Annotated in this window: 17 protein-coding genes; 8 read left to right on the forward strand and 9 right to left on the reverse strand. The window is 60.1% G+C overall.

All coding sequences use genetic code 11. The features are described from left to right. Positions 1-4: 4 nt before the first annotated feature. The 3 genes from J7U39_RS11220 to rpmG all read left to right on the forward strand — a co-directional run bounded on the left by J7U39_RS11220 (position 5) and on the right by rpmG (position 2,152). Positions 5-457, forward strand: a complete 453-nt coding sequence (locus J7U39_RS11220) for a DUF983 domain-containing protein (protein ID WP_210628268.1) — start codon at positions 5-7, stop codon at positions 455-457. A 250-nt stretch (positions 458-707) separates the two neighbouring features. Then, positions 708-1,892, forward strand: a complete 1,185-nt coding sequence (locus J7U39_RS11225; protein WP_210628269.1) for an MFS transporter — start codon at positions 708-710, stop codon at positions 1,890-1,892. A gap of 92 nt (positions 1,893-1,984) precedes the next feature. After that, complete coding sequence (rpmG, locus tag J7U39_RS11230) at positions 1,985-2,152, forward strand: 50S ribosomal protein L33 (protein WP_003587245.1); 168 nt, start codon at positions 1,985-1,987, stop codon at positions 2,150-2,152. Positions 2,153-2,898: 746 nt separating this feature from the next. Here rpmG and J7U39_RS11235 read toward each other — a convergent pair. Further along, entirely contained in the window at positions 2,899-4,272 is a 1,374-nt protein-coding gene (locus tag J7U39_RS11235) for a PleD family two-component system response regulator (RefSeq protein WP_210628270.1), read from the reverse strand. A gap of 18 nt (positions 4,273-4,290) precedes the next feature. After that, positions 4,291-4,662 carry a response regulator gene (locus J7U39_RS11240; protein ID WP_003547430.1) on the reverse strand — a complete coding sequence of 124 codons (372 nt, stop codon included), beginning with the start codon at positions 4,660-4,662 and terminating at the stop codon, positions 4,291-4,293. Between the two features lie 133 nt (positions 4,663-4,795). Between J7U39_RS11240 and J7U39_RS11245 the strand changes: the two genes are divergently transcribed. Next, entirely contained in the window at positions 4,796-5,104 is a 309-nt protein-coding gene (locus J7U39_RS11245; RefSeq protein WP_210628271.1) for a DUF3572 domain-containing protein, read from the forward strand. Beyond that, a complete protein-coding gene (locus J7U39_RS11250) occupies positions 5,101-5,775 on the forward strand; it encodes a hypothetical protein (RefSeq protein ID WP_210631648.1) in 675 nt (224 codons plus the stop codon). The genes J7U39_RS11245 and J7U39_RS11250 overlap by 4 nt, the downstream gene beginning before the upstream one ends. Here J7U39_RS11250 and J7U39_RS11255 read toward each other — a convergent pair. Further along, on the reverse strand, positions 5,750-6,337 hold the full coding sequence (locus J7U39_RS11255) for a GNAT family N-acetyltransferase (protein ID WP_210628272.1): 588 nt from the start codon (positions 6,335-6,337) through the stop codon (positions 5,750-5,752). The genes J7U39_RS11250 and J7U39_RS11255 overlap by 26 nt on opposite strands. Before the next feature lie 76 nt (positions 6,338-6,413). Between J7U39_RS11255 and J7U39_RS11260 the strand changes: the two genes are divergently transcribed. Both J7U39_RS11260 and J7U39_RS11265 read left to right on the forward strand, forming a co-directional pair. Further along, on the forward strand, positions 6,414-7,706 hold the full coding sequence (locus J7U39_RS11260) for a DNA polymerase IV (protein ID WP_210631649.1): 1,293 nt from the start codon (positions 6,414-6,416) through the stop codon (positions 7,704-7,706). A 224-nt stretch (positions 7,707-7,930) separates the two neighbouring features. Then, positions 7,931-9,187 (forward strand): L,D-transpeptidase family protein, encoded by a 1,257-nt coding sequence (locus J7U39_RS11265; RefSeq protein WP_210628273.1) that lies wholly within the window; start codon positions 7,931-7,933, stop codon positions 9,185-9,187. A gap of 56 nt (positions 9,188-9,243) precedes the next feature. Here J7U39_RS11265 and dnaE read toward each other — a convergent pair whose 3' ends face one another. Continuing rightward, the gene (gene dnaE / locus J7U39_RS11270; protein ID WP_210628274.1) at positions 9,244-12,741 is read right to left on the reverse strand and encodes a DNA polymerase III subunit alpha; all 3,498 of its coding nucleotides are present in this window, start codon (positions 12,739-12,741) and stop codon (positions 9,244-9,246) included. A gap of 514 nt (positions 12,742-13,255) precedes the next feature. Between dnaE and J7U39_RS11275 the strand changes: the two genes are divergently transcribed. Next, positions 13,256-13,720: a DUF5680 domain-containing protein gene (locus J7U39_RS11275; RefSeq protein ID WP_210628275.1), complete on the forward strand. Its 465-nt coding sequence runs from the start codon at positions 13,256-13,258 to the stop codon at positions 13,718-13,720. 5 nt (positions 13,721-13,725) lie between these two features. On the opposite strand, the gene J7U39_RS11280 is transcribed toward J7U39_RS11275, so the two are convergent. The 5 genes from J7U39_RS11280 to mce all read right to left on the reverse strand — a co-directional run bounded on the left by J7U39_RS11280 (position 13,726) and on the right by mce (position 18,488). Beyond that, on the reverse strand, positions 13,726-14,409 hold the full coding sequence (locus tag J7U39_RS11280) for an ABC transporter ATP-binding protein (RefSeq protein WP_210628276.1): 684 nt from the start codon (positions 14,407-14,409) through the stop codon (positions 13,726-13,728). 14 nt (positions 14,410-14,423) lie between these two features. Further along, positions 14,424-15,728, reverse strand: a complete 1,305-nt coding sequence (locus J7U39_RS11285; protein WP_210628277.1) for a lipoprotein-releasing ABC transporter permease subunit — start codon at positions 15,726-15,728, stop codon at positions 14,424-14,426. A gap of 15 nt (positions 15,729-15,743) precedes the next feature. After that, a complete protein-coding gene (gene proS / locus J7U39_RS11290; RefSeq protein WP_210628278.1) occupies positions 15,744-17,066 on the reverse strand; it encodes a proline--tRNA ligase in 1,323 nt (440 codons plus the stop codon). Positions 17,067-17,644: 578 nt separating this feature from the next. Next, on the reverse strand, positions 17,645-17,920 hold the full coding sequence (locus J7U39_RS11295) for a DUF1467 family protein (protein ID WP_210628279.1): 276 nt from the start codon (positions 17,918-17,920) through the stop codon (positions 17,645-17,647). Positions 17,921-18,083: 163 nt separating this feature from the next. Continuing rightward, complete coding sequence (mce, locus tag J7U39_RS11300) at positions 18,084-18,488, reverse strand: methylmalonyl-CoA epimerase (RefSeq protein ID WP_210628280.1); 405 nt, start codon at positions 18,486-18,488, stop codon at positions 18,084-18,086.

Raw genomic sequence — 18,488 nt, forward strand, 5'->3', positions numbered from 1 at the left:
TGCAATGAACACACCGACCGATCCGGTCGTCCGCTACGGGGATGGACCCGAAGCCGAGCGTCCGCTCGGACGTTCCATCATGCGCGGGCTGTTGAACCGCTGCCCGGCCTGCGGCGACGGCAAGCTCTTCCGCGCGTTCCTGAAACCGGTCGATCATTGCGCCGCCTGCGGCGAGGCGATGCATCACCATCGCTCCGACGATCTGCCGCCCTATATCGTCATCCTGGTCCTCGGCCACGTCCTCGTCGGCGGCTACATGCTGACCGATCTGACCTTGGTATTGCCGGTATGGGTCCATCTTGCCATATGGGCGCCGATCACGGTCATCGCCGCGCTCGCCTCGATCCAACCGATCAAGGGCGGCGTCATCGGCCTGCAATGGGCGTTGCGCATGCATGGTTTCGGCGGCGAGAGCGACAGTCCCGATGATTACGAGCTTCCCCGCCGGCCGGATTGAGCGCCTTCACCTTCCAGACATATTTAGCGTGTAGTGCCAGCGCTCCACCGACCACCACCGACACGCGGGAGTCAACGATCTTCAACGACTTGACATGGTAAGCTTTTCTTGTCTGAACAGGCTTTACATTCCGCAGATCACATCGGAAATACTGCGAAACGCCGCCCGTCACCTGGATTTGGCACATCTGTGTCCCTTCTATGTGAGACGAGAGGTCGGTTCGCTCGCGCAGCTTTCTAAGGATGGATAAATGTCTCAGCCGAGAACCGGCACACCGGGCGATGTCGAAGAAATCCATTGGCCTTCTCTGGTGGCAGCCATCTCGTCCATTTCAGCCGTCGGCATAGCAATCGGTCTCGGACTCCCGCTTCTCAGCATCATCCTCGAAAAACGCGGCATCTCATCCACGTTGATCGGGCTGAATACGGCGATGGCCGGGATCTCGGCGATGGCCGCGGCGCCCGTTACCACCAAGCTCGCCCACAAATACGGCGTTGCGCCGACGATGCTCTGGGCGGTGCTGATTTCGGCGCTGAGCGCGCTCGGCTTCTATTATGCCCAGGATTTCTGGATGTGGTTTCCGCTACGTTTCGCCTTCCATGGCGCAACGACGACGCTGTTCATTCTCTCCGAATTCTGGATCAACGCCGCCTCGCCGCCATCCAAGCGCGGCTTTGTGCTCGGCATTTATGCGACCGTGCTCTCCATCGGGTTCGCTGCCGGGCCCCTGCTCTTTTCGATACTCGGCAGCGACGGCATCTTTCCCTTCCTGGTCGGCGCGGGCGCCATCCTGCTTGCCGCCATTCCGATTTTCATCGCCCGTGACGAGAGCCCGGTGCTCGAGGAAAAACCGGAATTGCATTTCATGCGCTACGTCCTGCTGGTGCCGACAGCGACGGCGGCCGTCTTCATCTTCGGCGCGGTCGAAGCTGGCGGGCTGTCACTTTTCCCGATTTTTGCCGTGCGCGCCCATTTCACCGAATCGCAGGCGGCGCTGCTGCTCACCATGATGGGCGTCGGCAACGTCATCTTCCAGATTCCCCTCGGCCTGCTCTCCGATCGCATCCGCGACAAGCGACCGCTTCTGGCAGGGATGGCGCTGATGGGCTTTATCGGCTCGCTGACGCTGCCGATCCTCGTCAACAACTGGCTGCTAATGGCCGGGATGCTGCTTTTCTGGGGTGGCTGCGTCTCCGGACTCTACACGGTCGGCCTCAGCCATCTCGGTTCGCGGCTGACGGGCTCCGATCTGGCTGCCGCCAATGCCGCCTTCGTCTTCTGTTATGCGATGGGAACCGTTGCTGGGCCACAGGTGATCGGCGCAGCAATCGACGTCGCCGGAAACAATGGTTTTGCCTGGGCGATTGCCGCTTTCTTCGGTCTTTATGCCTTACTTTCCGGCATCAGATTGATGTTCGTTCGAAAACGGACTTGACTTTTCGGACGGGATTCGTAGTTTCGCGCCAGAATTTGCCGTGGAGCCCATCCGGCTTCCACGGCTTTCATTTTCTTAAAGGCAGGACGACCATGGCCAAGGCTACAACAATCAAGATCAAGCTGCTGTCGACAGCCGACACCGGTTTCTTCTACGTCACGACGAAGAACAGCCGTACGATGACGGACAAGATGACGAAGACGAAGTATGACCCGATTGCGAAGAAGCATGTCGAGTTCAAGGAAACCAAGATCAAGTAATCACTTGGCCTGACGGATTTTAAAAACGCGCGCCTTCGGGTTGCGCGTTTTTTATTGCCCCGGAGGATGGCCTTGGAAAATGATAGCGCAAACAGACAAACGCCGCCCTTCCATCTTCGGGAAGTGGCGGCGTTTTCCTGAAAGGGGGTCGGCCAGCATGCAAAACGGCACGAGGAACCGTTGTGACTTGCCTACTAGCCGACCGACCCCACGACCCAGGAGATGCGGCGGACCTGAGCATCATGGGGTATCGACAGCTCCTCTGCGGGAGCGCTTCTTTTATGAGCCGATAATTTGCGCAGAAATGAAAGAAAATCAACAAATTCTTAATGATGAATTTTCTGAGCTTGATTCTATGGTTAAAAGTCCAGTTTTGGAACATGCAAAGATTTGACGGCTCTGCTTGACGGCAAAGCCTTATGACGGTGGAACCGAAGAAGTTCGACAATATAACTTAATAACTTAAGCTGCCCCTCCCCTTACGTGAGGTGATGCCGCCACACTTTATTTGACCCTGTTGGCGGCAGGCGTTTTTTATAGTCTTCATTTCATTTCGGGCTAGGCTCCGGCATTCCGGAGACTGTCGCGCCGCGCCATATCCACAGCAACGCCGGGAGTCCATTTTTGGGCTACCGGGCTGCAAAACTTGGGCCTGCGTCGCACAGGCGAAGGTTAAAATTCGGTAACAAATCGCTTACCGCAGTGGAAAACTCGCAAATGGCGCATATGGCGCCCAAAGTGATTCGTCAGGCAGCCGCTGCGACCACGCGATTGCGGCCGGAATTCTTGGCCTCGTAAAGGGCAAGATCGGCCTGCTTCATCAGCTGATCCGGGGTCAACACCGCGCCACTGCGCGAGGCGATGCCGAAGGAAGCGGTGACCCTCAGGAGTTCACTTGAGCGCTTCAGCATGAAGGGAGCGCTCTCGACTGCCGCGCGCAGGCGCTCGGCGACGGCTGCGGCAACTTCCGGCGAGGTGTCCGGCATCACCACGACGAACTCCTCCCCGCCATAACGGCAAGCGAGATCGGCACCGCGGATGGTCGAACGGACGCGGTTTGCGAATTCGCGCAGCACTTCATCGCCGCCGTCATGGCCGTAAGTGTCGTTCACCTGCTTGAAACGGTCGATATCGGTGATCAGCACCGAAAGCGGCCGGCCCCGCGCCATCGACCGATTGAAGAGTGCGTTCAGGTGATTGTCGAGATAACGTCTGTTGTAAAGGCCAGTCAGCGGATCGGTCACGGCAAGCTCGATCGTCTGCTTGACGCTGGCTCGCAAACGGTCGTTATAACGCTTGCGACGGATCTGCGTCAGGCAGCGGGCGACGAGCTCGTTGGGATCGACGGGGCGGATGATGTAGTCGTTGACGCCGAGATCAAGGGCGCGGACGACCATGTCGTCGGAGCCCTGCTCGGTGATGATCAGGATCGGCAGGAAGCGTGTGCGCTCCAGCGAGCGCAGTTGCGAGCAGAGGCGAAGCGGATCGTAATCGTCGAAATTGGCATTGACGATGACGAGATCGAACGTGTTCTCGGCCGCCTCGAAGAGGGCCGCCTGCGGATCGGAGAGGGCAAGCACATCGGCGACGGGCTTCAACGCCCTGACGATGCGCTCTTGCGAATTGGCGCGGCCATCGACCAATAACACCTGGCCGGCCTCATCGCCACGGCCTTCGCCTGCCCGCATGAGATCGCCCATGCCCATCGTATGAGCGGTGTCGGCGCGGATGCGCAGCTCGTCGCTCAAGGTCTTCAGCCGCAGCAGACTCTTCACCCGCGAGATCAGCTGCAGATCGTTGACAGGCTTGGTGAGAAAATCGTCGGCGCCGGCCTTCAGACCGCGTAAGCGATCGGCAGGCTGGTCGAGTGCGGTGACCATGACGACGGGAATATGGGCGGTCTTCTGACTGGCCTTCAGCCGCTCGCAGACCTCGAAACCATCGATACCGGGCATCATGATGTCGAGCAGGATCAAGTCGACCTGGTTGCGCTCGCAGATTGCTAGCGCTTCGTGACCGTCGGCAGCGGTCATCACGTCGAAATACTCCGCGAGCAGCCGCGCTTCAAGCAGCTTCACGTTGGCCGGAATATCGTCAACCACCAGTATTCGCGCGGTCATAAGCGTCTTTCCGATGCGTCAGGCATCGCCCAGATAGGTCTTGATCGTCTCGATGAATTTCGGAACCGAAATCGGTTTGGAAACATAGGCTTCGCAGCCGCCCTGGCGGATCCGCTCCTCATCGCCCTTCATCGCGAAAGCCGTGACGGCGATGACCGGAATAACGTGCAGCTCGTCATCTTCCTTCAGCCATTTCGTGACTTCGAGGCCGGAGACCTCGGGAAGCTGGATATCCATGAGGATGAGGTCGGGACGATGCTTGCGCGCCAGATCGAGCGCCTCCATGCCATTTCTAGTCTGGATCGTGGTATAGCCGGACGCCTCGATGAGGTCGCGAAAGAGCTTCATGTTGAGCTCGTTATCTTCTACAATCATCACCTGTTTGGGCATGACAAGCTGTCCCTACGTCCGTTCGCGCAGCGGTTCGTCCCATGAGAAAGGCACATGCGGATGAATAGCTCCGTGAAACCGATAGCGCACGCTACCGGTATTTGGTTGAAGAAAAGGTAACTTACCCCTCGAAATGCAAAGCAACTTCAAGACTTCGAAACAGCAGGCGGCCGACCCGCACGAGACGGCGATCGCCGTGCTTGGCTGGCTTGCCGCCGATCCCGACATGTTCGGCCGCTTCCTCGCACTCACCGGCGTGGCGCCCGAGCAGGTGCGCAACGCGGTCAACGATCCGGGTTTCCTCTCAGGCATGATGGACTTCCTGATGAACCACGAACCGACGGCGATGGCCTTCTGCACGGCGAGCGGCCTCAGCCCCGATACGGTAACCGCCGCCTGGCGGCATTTCTCTTCGCCCGGGCTCGATTCGGGAGAATACTGAGCGTGACAGAGCTCGATATTTCGCACATCCGCCTCGGCGAGCGGCCGCTGATCGTCTGCGACGTCGACGATGTCGTGCTGCGGTTCATCGACCCCTTCCAGCTTTTTCTCCAAAGCCTGGGACACGAATTCCTGCCGCGATCGTTCCGGCTTCACGGCAACATCGTCTCGAAAGCGGACGGCACGGAGATCGAGGGCCGACAAGTCAGCCGGCTGATCGAAGATTTTTTCGAAGCGCAGGAATTGTGGCAGACGCCGGTCGACCGCGTCGTCGAAACGCTCGGCCGGCTTTCGCAAGACGCCGATATCCTTTTCCTGACGGCGATGCCGCCACGGTACCAGGATCCGCGTCGCCGCCTGCTGGACAGCGCCGGCCTGCTCTTTCCGCTGCTTGCCAGCGAGCAACCCAAGGGGCCAATCGTCCATGCACTGCATGCCAGCCGCTCCTTTCCTGTCGCCTTCATAGACGATATGGCGCACAATCTGAATTCGGTCAGGGAACACGTGGCCGATTGCCTGCTCATTCACCTGATGCCGGACTCGCCCGTCCATCGTTTCGCGCCGGCGGCAGCCGACGACATCACCCGCGCCACCGATTGGACGCATGCGGCCGGGCTGATCGAGGCCCATTTCCTTTCCGGCCCGGTCAACCGCGCAGCTCCAGCCGCATGAGCGGACGGCCGTCCTTGCGCATTGCCACCGTCTCGAATCCGGCTGCCTCGAAGATTGCCGTCGAGCCGATGCAGAGCGTCACCGATTTCGACTGCTTCACATGATCGATCGGGCAGGCTTCGAGCAGCCGCGCGCCCCGGCGCCGGGCATGGTCGATCGCGCCGGCGAGCAGGCGATGACTTAATCCCTTGCCGCGCAGTTTCGGCAGCAGGAAGAAGCAGCTGACAGCCCAGATAGAGGGATCACGCGCATCCTCCTCCTCCAGCGGCCGCGAGACGGTGCGCGGTGAATTGAACTGCGGCACGTCGTGGCGCGGCCCGACCTGCACCCAGGCGACCGGTCCGCCATCTGCATAACAGAGGATCCCCGGCGGCGGCCCCGCCCCGATCCGCTCGCGCATATGCGTCTTGCGCTCGTCGGCCGTCATCGTCGTCCTCACCGCATGCGGCAAGTGCAGCGCGACACACCAGCAATTAAAAAAGGCCCCCTGCGGGCCGAACAGAGTTTCAAAGTCTCCCCACCGGTCTGCCGTCACCGGCTCGAAACGAAGATCTTTATCCAAAGGCAAAGCTCCCGTCCTCTCTTGTGACTCATAAGCTTAAGGCGTAGTGTCGCGCCGTTCAACCTTTGTTCTCACCATGACGCCCGCGCCTGACAAGACACCCGGCTTCTGTCGCGACTGCCTTGCCGAGCAGAAGGGCGAGGCGCGTCGTTGCATTTCCTGCGGCAGCCCGCGCCTGGTGCGCCATCGCGAACTCTACGCATTGACGCTTGCGCATATCGATTGCGACGCCTTCTACGCGGCGGTCGAGAAGCGCGACAATCCCGAACTTGCCGACAAGCCCGTCATCATCGGCGGCGGCAAACGCGGTGTCGTCTCCACTGCCTGCTATATCGCCCGCATCCACGGGGTGCGTTCGGCGATGCCGATGTTCAAGGCGCTGGAGGCATGTCCTCAGGCCATCGTCATACGCCCGGACATGGAGAAATATGTCCGTGTTGGGCGCCAGGTGCGTGCGCTGATGCAGGATCTGACGCCGCTGGTGCAGCCGCTGTCGATCGACGAAGCCTTCCTGGAACTTGGCGGCACCGAGAGGCTGCATCACGATCCACCGGCGCGCACGCTCGCCAAATTCGCTCGCCGCATCGAAAAGGAGATCGGCATTACCGTTTCGGTCGGGCTTTCCTATTGCAAATTCCTCGCCAAGGTCGCTTCCGACCTGCAGAAGCCGCGCGGATTTTCCGTTATCGGCCGCGAAGAAGCGGTGGAATTCCTGGCCCCGCGTCCCGTGACCACCATCTGGGGCGTCGGCAAGGCCTTTGCCGCGACGCTGGAGGCGGATGGCATCCGCACCATCGGCCAGTTGCAGCAGATGGAGGAGAACGACCTGATGCGCCGCTACGGCAGCATCGGCCAGCGGCTCGCCCGGCTGTCGCGCGGCATCGACGACCGCGAGGTGCATCTCAACGACGCCGCCAAGAGCGTTTCGGCCGAAACGACCTTCTTCGACGACATCTCGCGGCACGACGATCTGGTGCCGATCCTGCGCAACCTTTCCGAAAAGGTTTCCTGGCGGCTGAAGAAAAACGATATCGCCGGCCAGACCGTGGTGCTGAAGATGAAGAGCGCCGACTTCAAGACGCGCACCCGCAACCGCAAGCTCGAGGACCCGACTCAGCTTGCCGACAGGATCTTCCGCATCGGGCTCGAGCTTCTTAAAAAGGAAACGGACGGTACGAAATTCCGCCTGATCGGCATCGGCGTCACCGATCTCGGCGACGCCACTCGCGCCGATCCGCCCGATCTCATCGACCGGCAGTCAGGCCGGCGGGCGGCGGCCGAAGCGGCGATGGACAAGCTGCGCGACAAGTTCGGCAAGAACACAGTCGAGACCGGCTACACCTTCGGCAACGGCAAGCGCGATCACTAGAACATCCCGCGCAAAGTGCGCGCGGCTATTCGAAATTCGTACGAATGCGTTAAATCAGACAGCTGAAACTTTGATGATGCGACATGCTTTGCCTTTTATCCTATGCGCGTCGTTAGAGCGGAACCGCTGCACCGGTCCGGGCGAGCCGCCGAGTCCGGGGGTTAAAATCTTCCTTAAACTTCGTCCCGTAATGTGCGTACCAGTATTGCGTATGGTTGGGTATCATGTTCTCGCGTCTCGTCTTCGGCCTCGGCTTGCTGTCGGCCACCGCACTCGTGCACCCTGCTCTGGCCGCGGATGCACGCACGCTGCAGATCTTCGTCTCGAAGAACAAGCAGTCGCTTGTGGTTTATGACGGCACCGAGGTCGTCGCAACCTCGAAGGTCTCGACCGGCAAGGACGGCCATACGACGCCGAGCGGCATTTTTTCGGTGCTCGAAAAGCAGAAATACCACGAATCCAACCTCTATTCGGCTGCCCCGATGCCGTTCATGCAACGGCTGACATGGTCCGGCATCGCGCTGCACGAATCCAATTCCGTTCCGCGTTATCCGGCCTCGCACGGCTGCGTGCGCATGCCCGGCGCCTTCGCAAAAATGCTCTACCGAATGACCGAGCCCGGCATTCCCGTCATCATCAGCGACGACGAATTGGTGCCGCAACCGATCGACCATCCGAACCTTTTCCGCCCCGATGCGCCGGCAGCGATGCCGCTGCTTTCGGATGTCGAACTGCGGCCCTCGATGCCCGACAGCGCCGGGACACCGGTGCAGGTGGCGATGAACGATACCGCGGCGATGCCAATGCCGGCAAATCCGTCGATTACGGCGCCCGAAGCCGAGCCGCCGTCCGAACCGATCAGCATGCTCGTCACGCGGCGCACGCTGCGCGAGACGGTGATCGACATCCAGACGCTACTCAATCAGCTCGGCTTTTCCGCCGGCGATCCGGACGGCCTACTCGGTCCGTCGACCGTGCAGGCGATCAACGCCTTCAAGATGCTGCGGCCGGCGGAATTTGCCGGCGACAGGAGCCTGGTCTCCGACAGACTTCTCACATCGGTCTATTCCGCCGCCGGCAAGGGTGAACCGCCGAACGGCGTCATCATGGTGCGCCAGGCCTTCAGGCCGATCTTCGAGGCCCCGATGACGATCGCCGATCCGGGCTTAGCACTCGGCACGCATTTCTTCACGCTGCATGCCGTCGATGAACATGCCGGCACGGCGGATTGGCTGGGCATCACGCTCGAGAACAATCTCTCCCGCGAGACGATGAAGCGGCTCGGGATCACCAATCAGGAAAGTTCGATCGTCACAGGCAGGCCGATCGCCCGTTCGCTGAGCCGCATCACGATCCCCGACGAAACACGCCGCAGGATCGACGCGCTGATCGCGCCCGGCTCGACGTTGACGATCTCCGATACCGGCCTTGGTCGCGAAACCGGTGAGGGCACGGATTTCATCACGATCACCCGCGGGTGATGAGATCAACCGGGCTGATCACGATCGACCGGGTTGATCACGATCAACTGGGTTGATCAGACAAGCTCGACGTCGACGACGCCGGGCGCGGCGCGAAGAGCGGCAGCAATCTCCGGAGTGATGCGGTATTTCTCCGACAGCGCCACTTCCACCTCGCGTTTGCCGTCCTCCTTGATGACGATGAAGGAAACGAGACCGTCGCCCTTGGCGTTCAGATGGCCGGCGACCATCTTCAGCGGCCCGGAATCTCTGATATAGACGCGCAGCGCCTTCTGCATCTGGAGCGACTTTTCCTCCAGCGACTGGATCGTCTGGATACGCAGACCGATGCCCTCCGGCCGCTCCTCACCGGTCGCGGTCAGCAGGAAGGATTTCCCGGACTCGAGCACGTCGCGATACTGGTTCAGCATCTCCGAAAACAGCACCGCCTCGAACTGGCCCGAGGAATCGGAAAAGACGATGATGCCCATCTTGTTGCCGGTGCGGGTCTTGCGCTCCTGCTTGGAGATGACGGTTCCGGCAAGGCGCGCATTGGCAGCCCCCTGCTTGATCGCCTGAGAAAACTCGGCAAAGGTCTGCACACGCATCTTCTGCAGGATGTTGTTGTAGGAATCGAGCGGGTGGGCCGTCAGATAGAAGCCCAGCACCTGGAATTCCTTGAGCAGACGCTCCGATGCCAGCCAGGGTGAATAGGGCGGCAAGGAGATCTTCTCCGGACCTGAGTTTAGTGCGCTGCCAAAAATGTCCGATTGACCGCTCAGCTTGTTTTCCTGGGCGCGCTGGGCATAACCGAGGATGCGGTCGAGGCCGGCGGCCAGCTGGGCCCGGTCCGTGCCAAAACAATCGAAGGCGCCGGCATAGATCAGGCTTTCGAGCACGCGGCGGTTCACTTGGCGCGGATCGATGCGCAGGCAGAAATCCTCGATGCTGGCAAAAGGCTTGTCGCCACGCATCTCGACGATGTGGTCGACGGCGGATTCGCCGACCCCTTTGAGGGCAGCCAGCGCATAGTAGATACGATTGTCGCCGGTCTCGAAATGGCGGAAGGAGGTCTGCACCGAAGGCGCGATCACCTCGATGCCGAGCCGCTTGGCGTCCTGTCGGAAATCATTGACCTTTTCCGTGTTGGACATGTCGAGCGTCATCGAGGCGGCGAGGAATTCGACCGGATAGTGCGCCTTCATGTAGGCCGTCTGGTAGGAGACGATGGCGTAGGCGGCGGCGTGCGACTTGTTGAAGCCGTAGTTTGCGAACTTCGCCAGGAGTTCGAAGATGTTGTCGGCTTGCGGCTTGGATACGCCGTTCTTGACGGCGCCGACGACGAAGCGTTCCCGCTGCTGGTCCATCTCCGCCTTGATCTTTTTACCCATGGCGCGGCGCAGAAGGTCGGCTTCGCCAAGCGAATAGCCCGACAGGACCTGGGCGATCTGCATCACCTGTTCCTGGTAGACAATGACGCCCTGCGTTTCCTTGAGCAGGTGGTCGATCATCGGATGGATCGATTCCAGCTCTTCGTCGCCGTGCTTGCGGGCATTGTAGGTCGGGATGTTCTCCATCGGGCCCGGGCGGTAAAGCGCCACCAGCGCGATGATATCCTCGATGCAGTCCGGCTTCATGCCGATCAGCGCCTTGCGCATGCCGGCACTTTCCACCTGGAACACGCCAACCGTCTCGCCGCGCGACAGCATCTCGTAGGTCGGCTTGTCGTCAAGAGGAATGGCCGCAAGATCGACTTTGATGCCGCGCTTGGCGACGAAATCGACGGCGACCTTCAGCACAGTCAGTGTCTTCAGACCGAGGAAGTCGAATTTGACGAGGCCGGCCTGCTCCACCCACTTCATGTTGAACTGGGTAACCGGCATGTCGGAGCGCGGATCGCGATACATCGGCACCAGCTTGGACAGCGGCCGGTCGCCGATGACGATGCCGGCGGCATGCGTCGAGGCGTGGCGATAAAGCCCTTCGATCTTCTGGGCGATGTCGAGCAAACGCGCCACCACCGGTTCTTTCGCCGCCTCCTCCTGCAGCTTCGGCTCCTCTTCGATCGCCTTTGAGAGTGGCGTCGGATTGGCGGGATTGTTCGGCACGAGTTTGCAGATTTTGTCGACCTGGCCGTAAGGCATTTCCAGCACGCGTCCGACGTCGCGAAGGGCGGCGCGCGCCTGCAGTGAACCGAAGGTGATGATCTGCGCCACCTGCTCGCGGCCATATTTCGCCTGGACGTAGCGGATCACCTCTTCGCGGCGGTCCTGGCAGAAGTCGATGTCGAAGTCAGGCATCGAGACGCGTTCCGGATTGAGGAAGCGCTCGAACAGCAGCGAAAACCTGAGCGGATCGACGTCGGTGATCGTCAAGGCATAGGCGACCAGCGAACCCGCGCCCGAGCCACGACCGGGACCGACGGGAATATCATGTTGCTTGGCCCATTTGATGAAGTCGGAAACGATCAGGAAGTAACCTGGGAAGCGCATGCGCTCGATGACGCCGAGCTCGAATTCCAGCCGCTCGCGATAATCCTTTTCCTCGTAACCGGGCGACATGCCGAGGGTCGAAAGCCGCATGTCCAGCCCTTCCACTGCCTGGCGGCGCAATTCGCCTGCCTCGGCGCGTTCCGCCTCCTCGGCATCGTCGGTGGCGCCCGTGAAACGCGGCAGAATCGGCTTTCGCGTTTTCAGCACGAAGGAGCAGCGCCTGGCGATCTCGATTGTGTTCTCAAGCGCTTCCGGCAGGTCGGAAAAGAGCTTGGCCATCTCGGCCCGGCTCTTCAGGTAGTGATCCGGAGTCAGGCGAAAACGGCTATCGTCGGAGACGATGGCGTTATGCGCAACCGCCATCAGCGCATCATGGGCGTCGTAATCGTCGCGGGTCGGAAAGAAGGCTTCGTTGGTGGCGACGAGCGGCAGGTCATGCGTGTAAGCAAGACTGACGATCTTCTGTTCGTGCCGCCTGTCGTAGGTGCCGTGCCGCTGCAGCTCGACATAGAGTCTGTCGCCGAAGAGACGCTTCAGCGTGAGCAGCCGGGCTTCCGCCTGGGCGTGGTGACCTTCCCTGACAGCCGCGTCGACCGGCCCGGTCACCGCGCCGGTCAAGGCGATCAGCCCTTCCGTGCCTGCCTCTTCCAGCCAGGAAGCTCTGATATGAATGGCCTGGTTGCTATCGCCGCCGAGATAGGCGCGGCTGACGAGATCGACCAGCCTTTCGTAACCAGCCTCCGTCGCGGCAAGAAGAACGATCGACGGCAGCTTGATCAGGGCCGGCTGACCGCCGCGCTTTTCGCTTTCCAATCCGTCTTCCATGTCGATCGAGACCTGGCAGCCGATGATCGGCTGCAGGCCCTCGTCCATTGCCTTCTGGGAGAATTCAAGGGCGACGAAGAGATTATTGGTGTCGGTAATGGCGATCGCCGGCTGACTGTCGCCGGTCGCCTTGTAGAGGATCTTCTTCAGAGGCAGCGCGCCCTCAAGAAGCGAATAGGCGGAGTGGACCCTCAGGTGGATGAAGCCCGGCGTGCCGCCGGTCGCCTCACCCATTGAACCCTTTTCCGTCTCCGCCATGATATGCCTTCCCAATCAGCCGAAATGAATCGGATGCATTGTCGGCATTGAGGGCGATGATGTCCAGAAGAAGACCCGCGTGTGAACCGCATGACTGCCATGCGATCCCCTGAAAACTTTAGATCGCGATGACGATAAGCGAGAAGCTGGCAACGAACATTGCGATGGAGGTGAATGCTGCGATATCACGGATCATGTCAGTCATCTGGCTCTCCTTTACTCGTTATGTTTTCACTTTGTTCCATCTATGTTCCGATGTCAACAGGAATCTTTTCCTTCGCGCTTGCGTTTGAAAGATGCGGGTTCCGTGCTGCGAATCGAACAGCTTCAGCGCTGGCTTTGAACATGCTCCGCGCGACCGGCCCGACATCGCCTGCCGAACGGATCCATACAGCGCATCCGATGTCTGATGCACCTGCCCCAAGGCGATCGAGCAATGCTCGGCCTTTTGTACTTCTTATGTTCTCTGTCTTCTGCTATTTCCGTATCAGATGAGACAGGGAGGAAGATGATCATGCTCGACACCGCGGTGCTGAACGACTTCATCGTAGAGGCGAAAGCCGCGACCTATGTCGGCGGCGGTGTGCCTCGCCCGCCCTGCCGGCCGGGTGCCCATGATATCGGCTACTTCAGCGGCGACTGGCGTTATCTGGACAGCTATTTCGGCGGCACCGATTTCGCCGGACAGGAAGTGGTTTGGTTTACCGGCGAACCCGTCTGGGCGATGAATTATTTCGGCTGCGTCGTCGCGTCCGATCTCATCGACGGCAGAGCCGCCGGGACCGTGATCAAGGCGGCGCTGTCGGCAATGTATCGGGAGGGCCGCTTTCTCGGCGGAATGGAATTCGATCATCCGTTCGGCCGCTATGTCGACCGCAGCGAAGGCGGCTGCGAGCGATTCAGTGGCCATGAATGCATCATGGTCGCCGGGCGGAAGGCTTATGTGCTCGATTACCGCGGCGGGCTGGTCGTCCCGTAGTCGAGCTAGAAGTCGACGACCTTGCCATCGGAGATCGTGACGCGCCGATCCATGCGGCCGGCGAGTTCGTGATTGTGAGTGGCGATGAGGGCAGCAAGGCCAGATTGGCGCACCAGCGCCTCCAGCGCATCGAAGACGTAGCTTGCCGTTTCCGGATCCAGATTGCCGGTCGGCTCGTCGGCAAGAAGCAGCGTCGGCGCATTGGCGACGGCGCGGGCGATCGCGACACGCTGCTGTTCGCCTCCTGAAAGCTCGGCCGGGCGATGCGAACCGCGATGGCCGATGCGCATATAGTCGAGGAGCTGACCGGCTCGCTCCTGGGCTTCCTTCCAGGACAGACCGGCGATCAGCTGCGGCATCATGATGTTCTCAAGCGCCGAAAATTCCGGCAGGAGATGGTGGAACTGGTAGACGAAGCCGATCTCGCGGCGGCGGATCGCCGTGCGCTTCTCGTCGGAAAGACCGTCACAGGCATGGCCGTTGATGGTGACTTCGCCGCCATCTGGATGCTCGAGCAGGCCTGCCACATGCAGCAGCGTCGACTTGCCCGTGCCGGAGGGGGCGACGAGGGCGACGATCTCCCCTTTCGACAGCGAGAAATCTGCTCCCTTCAAGATCGTGAGCAGCGTATCACCCTGCCCGTAATGGCGCTCGACGCCGGTAAGCTTGAGGACGACGTTGCGGTTCATGAATGCGGCATTCCTTATTCGTAGCGCAGGGCCTGCACCGGATCGAGCCTGGAGGCGCGCCATGCCGGGAAGATGGTGGCGATGAAGGAGAGGCTGAGCGCCATGACGACCACCGAGATCGTTTCGCTGATATCCATCTCGGCCGGCAGCTGGCTGAGGAAATAGACCTGGGGATTGAAAATCACGGTGCCGGATATCCAGGAGAAGAACTGGCGGATGGATTCGATATTGACGCAGACGAGAACGCCGAGCAGCACACCGGCAAGAGTACCGACGATGCCGATCGCCGCCCCGGTCATGAAGAAGATGCGCATGATGGCGCCGGCGCTGGCGCCCATGGTGCGCAGGATGGCGATATCGCTGCCTTTGTCCTTCACCAGCATGATGAGGCCGGAGATGATGTTCAGCGCCGCCACCAGCACGATCAGCGTCAGGATCATGAACATGACGTTGCGCTCGACTTGCAGCGCCGAAAAGAAGGTCTGGTTGCGCTGGCGCCAGTCAGTGAGGTTGATCTGACGGCCTGCCGCTTCCTCCACTTTGGGCTTCAGAGCATCGATATCGTCGGGGTGATCGACGAAAAGCTCGATCGACTGCACCAGCCCCTCGGCATTGAAATAAAGCTGCGCCTCCTCGAGCGGCATGAAGATGATCGAGGAATCATATTCGGACATGCCGATCTCGAACAGCCCGGAGATCTTGTAGGACTTGACGCGCGGGCTGACGCCCATCGGCGTAATGTCACCATCCGGTGACGTCAGCGTAATCAGGTCGCCGACGCGCAGGCCGAGCTGGTCGGCCATGCGGGTGCCGATCAACACGCCTTGGCCGGAAGCAAAACCCACCATGTCGCCCGGGTTAATATGCTCAGAAACCGCTTTGAGTTTGGTCAGATCTTCCGCGCGGACACCGCGCACCAGCGCACCGGTGCTGCCGCCAGCCTGGGCGGAGGCGAGCACCTGGCCTTCGACCAGCGGCAGCGCCATCTTGACGCCGGGCACGGCGGCGAGCCTGCTGGCGAGATCCGCATAATCAGTGAAAGGTCCGTCGACCGGCTGCACGATCATATGACCGTTGATGCCGAGGATGCGCGAGACGAGTTCGGTGCGAAAGCCGTTCATGACGGCCATGACGATGATCAGCGTCGCAACGCCGAGCATGATGCCGACGAAGGAGAAGCCGGCGATGACCGAGATGAAGGCCTCCTTGCGGCGGGCGCGCAGATAACGCCACGCCACGAGGCGCTCAAAGGTGGAAAATGGCTTGCCAGCCGGACCCAAGCCGGATTTTGAACTCCGGTCCACTGCTGCCTCTGCCATTTCGCCTCCGTTTCCTTAAGCCACGAACCTGTTGATCGCCGCTTCGATGGTCATCGTTTCACGGGCGCCGGTCTTGCGGTCCTTCACTTCGACCTCGCCGTTCGCGACCGCACGCGGCCCGGCGATGATCTGGACAGGTACGCCGATCAGGTCGGCCGTCGCGAATTTCGTGCCGGCCCGGTCGTCGGTATCGTCATAGAGCACATCCTTGCCGGCCTTTTTCAGCGCGGCGTAGATCAGCTCGCAAGTATCGTCGCAGGCCTCATCGCCCACCTTCATGTTGATGACGACGACATCGAAGGGTGCGACCGATGCCGGCCAGATGATTCCGTTCTCATCATGCGATGCTTCGATGATGGCGGGAACAAGGCGTGTCGGACCGATACCGTAGGAACCCATGTGGACGAAATGTTCCTTGCCATCCGGTCCTTGCACTTTCGCGCCCATGGGCTCGGAATATTTCGTGCCAAAGTAAAAGATATGGCCAACCTCGATGCCGCGAGCGGAAAGGCGCTCGGCTTCGGGAACGGCGTTGAAGGCAGCCTCGTCGTGCATTTCCGAGGTGGCCGCATAGAGCGAGGTCCACTTGTCGAAGATCGCCTTCAGGCCTTCGACGCTGTCGAAATCGGTGTTTTCGCCGGGAATATCGAAACCGACGAAGTCCTTATGGCAGAAGACCTCGGATTCGCCGGTATCGGCGAGGATGATGAATTCATGGCTGAGATTGCCGCCAATCGGCCCGGTATCCGCGCGCATCGGGATGGCGCGAAGGCCAAGCCGATCGAATGTTCTGAGATAGGCGGCGAACATCTTATTATAGGAATGCTCCGCCCCTTCGCGCGTCAAATCGAAGGAATAAGCGTCCTTCATCATGAATTCGCGCGAGCGCATGGTGCCGAAGCGAGGCCGGATCTCGTCACGGAACTTCAGCTGGATGTGATAGAGATTGAGCGGCAGGTCCTTGTAGGATTTGACGGAGGAGCGGAAAATATCCGTCACCATCTCCTCGTTGGTGGGGCCGTAGAGCATCGGCCGGTCCTGGCGGTCCTTGATACGCAGCATCTCCTTGCCATAGGCATCATAACGGCCGCTTTCCTGCCAGAGCTCGGCCGATTGCAGGGTCGGCATCGAAAGCTCGATAGCTCCGGCGCGGTTCTGCTCCTCACGGATAATGGCGTTGACCTTGTCTAGCACACGCTTGCCGAGCGGCAACCAGGAATAGATGCCCTGAGACTGCTGGCGGATCATGCCGGCGCGCAGCATTAACCGATGGGAGACGATTTCCGCCTCCTTGGGGTTTTCCTTAAGGATGGGCATGAAGTAGCGAGACAGACGCATGGCGATTCCGGAGCAGTTGAGATCCCGCTGGCGAGCGGAATCGAAGATAGGTTGTGAATGTGGGAGCGTTCATAGCCGCTTCGCAGCGGGAAGGAAACCCGCAACTGCTGTCGGGCGCCTCCGGGACACGCTTGTTCGCACCCGCAAAATGAAAGGGCGTGAAAAAGTGCGTGTTTATAAGGACTTGAACGAAAATCTTGTCAACAGAAAAATTTTGCTGGCGTGTAGCAAAAATACAAAAAAAGCTAATGACAAAGCCCAATGTTTGGGCTAGTTTTAGCTCACAAAACAGGCAAGGAAGTTAATTCTTGCCATTTCGCGGTCAAGTCTTGGGAGGATCAGATCTTAGGCGCGCTCGTCGCAGCCCCGGCAACGGTTACAGATCACGCGATACTTAAAACAAGGCTTTTAGCCTTGTTTTTTTTTGGTTTTTCACCCTCTCCCCCCTTCAAACTCCAGACGGCTTCCGTAAGGTGAGCCCCTCATTCCGTTAGGCGAGCGCTCTGACGCGCCAGCATGACGCCAACTGGACTTCCATGATAAGATTTGCATATGCTCAAAGTTTGAGCAAAGCTATTTCAATAGAAGCTAGGCCCGAGTTGTGGAAGGGCGTCAAATCCCCAGCCGAAATAAGTGTCGCAGACATACCAGATGCCATAGATCAGCGCTGAGATCAGCGTCGTCAGCGAAAAGACGAAGGCGGCGCGAAAGCGGGTGGGCGCACTTGGCACGGTGCCGAGCACGACATCGTCGTCTTCCGCCTGGGTGCGCAGGCCGATCGGCAGAACGGCGAACAGCGTCATCCACCAGATGATGAAATAGACGGCGAATCCCTGAAGGAAGGTCTGGAGCATTATCTTTCCCGGTGGTGTCTTGCCGACAGAACGCGTGAAGCGCGGTGCCGCTTGGAGCTGGCGCACTTATACGGCGGAATAGCGTCCAACTCAAAGCGAACGCAACATTTCGCCGTCTTCGGGTCACTCTGCCGCAGCGAAAACGAGTCCGATTGTATTTGCTTTAGGCCTGTTCGAGTTCGATCAGCGTGCCGAAGAAATCCTTGGGGTGCAGAAAGAGCACCGGCTTGCCATGCGCGCCGGTCTTCGGCTGGCCGTCGCCAAGCACCCGCGCGCCGGCGACGACCAGTCGGTCACGGGCGAGGATGATATCGTCCACCTCGTAACAGATATGATGCATGCCGCCGGACGGGTTCTTTTCGAGGAAAGTTGCGATCGGCGAGTCTTGCCCGAGCGGCTGCAGCAATTCGACCTTGGTGTTCGGCAATTCGACGAAGACGACGGTGACCCCGTGTTCCGGCAGAGGCTGCGGCTGCGATACGGCGGCCCCCAGCGTGTCGCGATAAGCGGCCGTCGCCGCTGCGAGGTCGCGAACGGCTATGGCGATATGGTTCACTCGGCCGAGCAT

It is taken from the genome of Rhizobium sp. NLR16a (assembly GCF_017948245.1).
In the GTDB taxonomy this organism is placed as follows: domain Bacteria; phylum Pseudomonadota; class Alphaproteobacteria; order Rhizobiales; family Rhizobiaceae; genus Rhizobium.

Coding starts and splice junctions, on each gene's coding strand:
- J7U39_RS11220 (WP_210628268.1), top strand. CDS start 5: ATGAACACACCGACCGATCCGGTCGTCCGCTACGGGGATGGACCCGAA.
- J7U39_RS11225 (WP_210628269.1), top strand. CDS start 708: ATGTCTCAGCCGAGAACCGGCACACCGGGCGATGTCGAAGAAATCCAT.
- rpmG (WP_003587245.1), top strand. CDS start 1,985: ATGGCCAAGGCTACAACAATCAAGATCAAGCTGCTGTCGACAGCCGAC.
- J7U39_RS11235 (WP_210628270.1), bottom strand. CDS start 4,272: ATGACCGCGCGAATACTGGTGGTTGACGATATTCCGGCCAACGTGAAG.
- J7U39_RS11240 (WP_003547430.1), bottom strand. CDS start 4,662: ATGCCCAAACAGGTGATGATTGTAGAAGATAACGAGCTCAACATGAAG.
- J7U39_RS11245 (WP_210628271.1), top strand. CDS start 4,796: ATGCAAAGCAACTTCAAGACTTCGAAACAGCAGGCGGCCGACCCGCAC.
- J7U39_RS11260 (WP_210631649.1), top strand. CDS start 6,414: ATGACGCCCGCGCCTGACAAGACACCCGGCTTCTGTCGCGACTGCCTT.
- J7U39_RS11265 (WP_210628273.1), top strand. CDS start 7,931: ATGTTCTCGCGTCTCGTCTTCGGCCTCGGCTTGCTGTCGGCCACCGCA.
- dnaE (WP_210628274.1), bottom strand. CDS start 12,741: ATGGCGGAGACGGAAAAGGGTTCAATGGGTGAGGCGACCGGCGGCACG.
- J7U39_RS11275 (WP_210628275.1), top strand. CDS start 13,256: ATGCTCGACACCGCGGTGCTGAACGACTTCATCGTAGAGGCGAAAGCC.
- J7U39_RS11280 (WP_210628276.1), bottom strand. CDS start 14,409: ATGAACCGCAACGTCGTCCTCAAGCTTACCGGCGTCGAGCGCCATTAC.
- J7U39_RS11285 (WP_210628277.1), bottom strand. CDS start 15,728: ATGGCAGAGGCAGCAGTGGACCGGAGTTCAAAATCCGGCTTGGGTCCG.
- proS (WP_210628278.1), bottom strand. CDS start 17,066: ATGCGTCTGTCTCGCTACTTCATGCCCATCCTTAAGGAAAACCCCAAG.
- J7U39_RS11295 (WP_210628279.1), bottom strand. CDS start 17,920: ATGCTCCAGACCTTCCTTCAGGGATTCGCCGTCTATTTCATCATCTGG.
- mce (WP_210628280.1), bottom strand. CDS start 18,488: ATGCTCGGCCGAGTGAACCATATCGCCATAGCCGTTCGCGACCTCGCA.